This window comes from Herbaspirillum lusitanum P6-12 (assembly GCF_000256565.1).
Taxonomy (GTDB): Bacteria; Pseudomonadota; Gammaproteobacteria; order Burkholderiales; family Burkholderiaceae_D; genus Herbaspirillum; species Herbaspirillum lusitanum.
Window position 1 is genome coordinate 1 of sequence record NZ_AJHH01000244.1, and the last position, 4252, is coordinate 4252.

The window sequence follows — 4252 nt, forward strand, 5'->3', positions numbered from 1 at the left end:
CCGGCAGGGTTGATCGAAGAGAGACCAAAATCAATTGCCACCGACCGAGAGTCGGAACAAAAGGAAACAACAGCATGCTGAACAACCCACGCCAATTCCTCCTCGACCTCTACACCGCCGCCGTCTCCGCAGTAAGCGCAGAAAAATCCCTCCCGACATTCCTGCCCGAACCGCCAAAGCAAGGAAGAACCATCGTCATCGGCGCAGGCAAAGGCGCAGCAGCCATGGCCAAGACCGTGGAGCAGCACTGGCCCGGAAAAATATCAGGACTGGTGGTCACGCGATACGGCCACGGCGCCGACTGCAAACAAATCGAAGTCGTCGAAGCCTCCCACCCAGTCCCAGACGAAGCCGGCCGCCAGGCCGCCGCCCGCATGCTGGCCATGGCCAACGGCCTCACCAAGGACGACCTGGTCCTCTGCCTGATCTCCGGCGGCGGCTCCGCATTGCTCGCACTCCCGGCCGAAGGCATCACCCTCGCACAAAAGCAGGCCATCAACAAAGCCCTGCTCAACAGCGGCGCCAACATCTTCGAAATGAACTGCGTACGCAAACATCTCTCCGCCATCAAAGGCGGCCGCCTCGCCCTGGCCTGTGCGCCGGCGCGCGTGGTGACGCTGATGATCTCCGACATTCCCGGCGACGACCCCGGCATCATCGCCAGCGGCCCGACCTTGCCCGACGCCACCACCTGCGCCGAGGCATTGGCGGTCCTGCGTAAATACAAGATCGATGTTCCACCATCGGTGCAAGTGCATCTGGAGTCCGGCATCGGCGAAACCCCCAAGCCAGGCGATGCACGCCTGGCCGCCAACGAACACCACGTCATCGCCACCGCCCAGCAAGCCTTGCAGGCTGCGGCGACAGCGGCACGCGCCGTCGGCGTCACGCCCTACATCCTGTCCGACGACATGGAAGGCGAAGCGCGCGACATCGGTCTCGCACACGCCGCCATCGCCAGGCAGATCGCCCGGTACGACCAGCCGTTCAAGAAACCCTGCGTGCTGATCTCCGGCGGTGAAACCACCGTCACCGTGCGCGGCACCGGTCGCGGCGGGCGCAATGCGGAATTCCTGCTCAGTCTCGCCAATGCACTCAACGGCGCGCCCGGCATGCATGCAATCGCCTGCGACACCGACGGCATCGACGGCTCCGAAGACAACGCCGGCGCCATCTATCAGCCGGACTCGATGCAGCGTGCCGAACAACTCGGCCTCAATCCGAAGGCGCTGCTGGAGAACAACGACGGCTACGGCTTCTTCAGCGCGCTCGGTGACCTCGTCGTCAGCGGACCGACGCGCACCAACGTCAATGACTTCCGCGCCATCCTGATCCTGTAGGAACCTGTTCAAGAATTTCCCGGCATCGAGGCCGTGCACCAACAACACTAACAACACCAAGGAGACCGTCCATGCGACGTCAACGCCAGGCAAAAATCGTAGCCACGCTCGGCCCCGCCAGCGCCACCAAAGACATGATCAAGGCGCTGTTCGAAGCCGGCGCCGATGTGTTCCGCTTCAACTTCAGCCACGGCACCCACGCCGACCATCACGCGCGTTTCGAGATCGTGCGCGCCGTCGAGCGTGAAGTCGGCCGTCCGATTGCCATCCTCGCCGACCTGCAAGGTCCCAAGCTGCGTGTCGGCCAGTTCGCCGAGGGCAAGGTCCAGCTGGAAGCGGGGCAGGAGTTCGTCCTCGACCGCGACACCACGCCCGGCGACAACACCCGCGTCTGCCTGCCGCATGCCGAGTTGTTCGAAGTCATCGCCGCCGGCCAGTCGCTGCTGCTCGACGACGGCAAGCTGCGCCTGAAAGTGCTCGACAGCGATGGCCAGCGCATCCGCACCAGGGTCATCAACGGCGGCGCCTTGTCCGATCGCAAGGGCGTCAACGTACCCGACGCCGTGCTGCCGATTCCCGCCCTGACCGAGAAAGACAAACGCGACCTGGCCTTCGCCCTGGAACTCGGCGTCGACTGGATCGCGCTGTCCTTCGTCCAGCGCCCCGAAGACGTGCACGAAGCGCGCGCCCTGATCAACGGCCGCGCCGCCGTCCTGTCCAAACTGGAAAAGCCGGCGGCACTCGATCGTCTCGATGAAATCGTCCAGGCCTCCGACGCCATCATGGTCGCGCGCGGCGACCTTGGCGTCGAGCTGCCGCCCGAGCGCGTGCCCGGCACGCAAAAGCGCATCCTGCGCGTTTGCCGCCAGCACGGTCGTCCCATCGTCATCGCCACGCAAATGCTGGAATCGATGATCACGAGTCCGGTGCCGACCCGCGCCGAAGTCTCCGACGTCGCCGCCGCCATCTACGACGGCTCCGACGCCGTCATGCTGTCGGCTGAATCCGCCAACGGCAGCTACCCGCTGCAAGCCGTCGCCATGATGGACCGCGTCATCAGCGAAGTCGAACGCGACCCGCTCTACCGCAACATGCTCGACGCCCAGCAGGAGACGCCGCAAGCGAACAGCTCCGACGCGATCTGCTCCGCCTTGCGCGACGTCACCCGCATCGTCGGCGCGACCGCCACCGTGACCTACACCAGCTCCGGCCACACCAGCCTGCGCGCCGCCCGCGAACGCCCGATGGCGCCGATCCTGAGCATCACGCCGAAGATTGCGACTGCGCGCAAGTTGGCGTTGGTGTGGGGAGTACATTCAACGATCAGCGATCAGATCCACAATGAAAGCGAAATGGTCAGCGCCGCATGCCAGACGGCATTGAAGGAAGGATTTGCGAAGAAAGGCGATCAGATCGCCATCACCGCCGGCATGCCTTTTGGGCAGCCGGGGAGTACGAATTTGTTGAGGTTGGCGGAGGTGTGGGGAGATGCTGGTTCGAGCAATTGAATGTGGTCGTTACGGAGTTATTCCAGCAAGCGCTTTACAACCTGACTCCATGAGATCTTTGTCGTAAGTGACAACTGAGGCGCCGTCAATCTGCCCCTTTACATGGGATCTTTGCTCGCCTCCAGCTTTTTTATTGCGTCTCTTGTTTTCTGGTCGAATCCACTTTTTTCAGAAGAAAAGATTGCGTCAATTTTCCCCTTTAAGTCAGGATAGGCTTTCAGGCAGTTCCTTTTCATGGCAATCGCTGTGAGTGCATTTTTCTGACTGTCTGAATATATATTCGCGGCAATGTCGATCGCTCGCGCAAGAGTTGCTTGCTGGTCTTTGTCCAAGGCTGATGTCGCATCTTGCGCGAACAGATGGCCGCTGAAGAATGCGGCAAGAATAAATACCTTGCTTCGTGGATGCATGAAATTCATTTAATTTCCTTATTCAGTTTGTTGACTACTTCATGATGTTTTTCAAGCAATGCCTTTCGCTGCTTCCCGCTCAAACTCCCCAGCGCCTTCTCATAAGCCCACAGCACCAATTCCTTCAAATAATCCTCCGGCATATTGCGCACGTCCACAATCGTGATCCAGTGAAAACGCGCCATGTAGCGCGCCGGCTTGATGCCCGGCATGTCGGTCAGTTCGATGAAGCGCTCGGGGCTGACGCGGAAGCTGAAGCGCCATTTCTCGGGATCGCTGGTCTTGAACCAGGCGAAGTTTTTTTCGCCGACTGAATACACCAGGATATTGGATGGCGGCAGGGCGAGGTGTGAGGTCGCGGCCGGCAGATCGCTGCAGAATTTTTTGAGTTGTGTGTGGTTCATGGTCGCCGCATCTTCGTCGCGTTGGGATCGGCGTATTGTAATCACGGAATGAAAAAGCGGCGCGTCTATCACTGACGCGCCGCTTTTTTATTTGCTGAATCTGCTACCCATCATGCATTGCCGGCGGCAAGGATGATCAATGCATCAGAACTGTTCCCAGTCGTCATCCTTGCCGACTGTCGCTGCAACCGGCCTGGAAGCCGACGCCAATGCAGGCACGGCAGCTGCAACCGCAACCGGTTTCTTCATCTGCTTCAGCTGTACTGGCCGTGGCGTGACGTCAATCGCAGTGTGCTTGCGCGCTGAAGCGGAGGTCGCTCCGGCAACCTGCTGATCCAGCTTGAACACGCTGACCAGCTGCATCAGCTTGGCTGCCTGGTCCTGCAGCGATTGCGCGGCGGCGGCCGACTGTTCCACCAGCGCGGCGTTCTGCTGCGTGGTTTCGTCGATGCTGGTGATGGCGCGGCCGACTTCGTCGATGCCCTGGCTTTGTTCCTGGCTGGCGGCGCTGATTTCGCCGACGATATCCGTTACTCGTTTTACGCTGGCGACGACTTCGGTCATGGTGGTGCCGGCTTGCTCGACCAGCT

At 60.9% G+C, this 4252-nt stretch carries 5 protein-coding genes; 2 read left to right on the forward strand and 3 right to left on the reverse strand.

Annotated elements, in window-relative coordinates:
* Positions 1 to 74 precede the first annotated feature (74 nt).
* Both HLUSI_RS0108020 and pyk read left to right on the forward strand, forming a co-directional pair.
* The gene (locus HLUSI_RS0108020; protein WP_016833479.1) at positions 75 to 1340 is read left to right on the forward strand and encodes a glycerate kinase type-2 family protein; all 1266 of its coding nucleotides are present in this window, start codon (positions 75 to 77) and stop codon (positions 1338 to 1340) included.
* Between the two features lie 71 nt (positions 1341 to 1411).
* Positions 1412 to 2848 carry a pyruvate kinase gene (gene pyk / locus HLUSI_RS0108025; RefSeq protein ID WP_016833480.1) on the forward strand — a complete coding sequence of 479 codons (1437 nt, stop codon included), beginning with the start codon at positions 1412 to 1414 and terminating at the stop codon, positions 2846 to 2848.
* Positions 2849 to 2946: 98 nt separating this feature from the next.
* Here pyk and HLUSI_RS27605 read toward each other — a convergent pair whose 3' ends face one another.
* The 3 genes from HLUSI_RS27605 to HLUSI_RS27610 all read right to left on the reverse strand — a co-directional run.
* Positions 2947 to 3267 (reverse strand): hypothetical protein, encoded by a 321-nt coding sequence (locus HLUSI_RS27605; protein WP_016833481.1) that lies wholly within the window; start codon positions 3265 to 3267, stop codon positions 2947 to 2949.
* On the reverse strand, positions 3264 to 3707 hold the full coding sequence (locus HLUSI_RS0108035) for an MmcQ/YjbR family DNA-binding protein (protein WP_238533944.1): 444 nt from the start codon (positions 3705 to 3707) through the stop codon (positions 3264 to 3266). The genes HLUSI_RS27605 and HLUSI_RS0108035 overlap by 4 nt, the downstream gene beginning before the upstream one ends.
* 99 nt (positions 3708 to 3806) lie before the next feature.
* Positions 3807 to 4252, reverse strand: a 446-nt coding sequence (locus HLUSI_RS27610; protein ID WP_040503271.1) for a methyl-accepting chemotaxis protein, incomplete at its 5' end; no start/stop codon positions are given.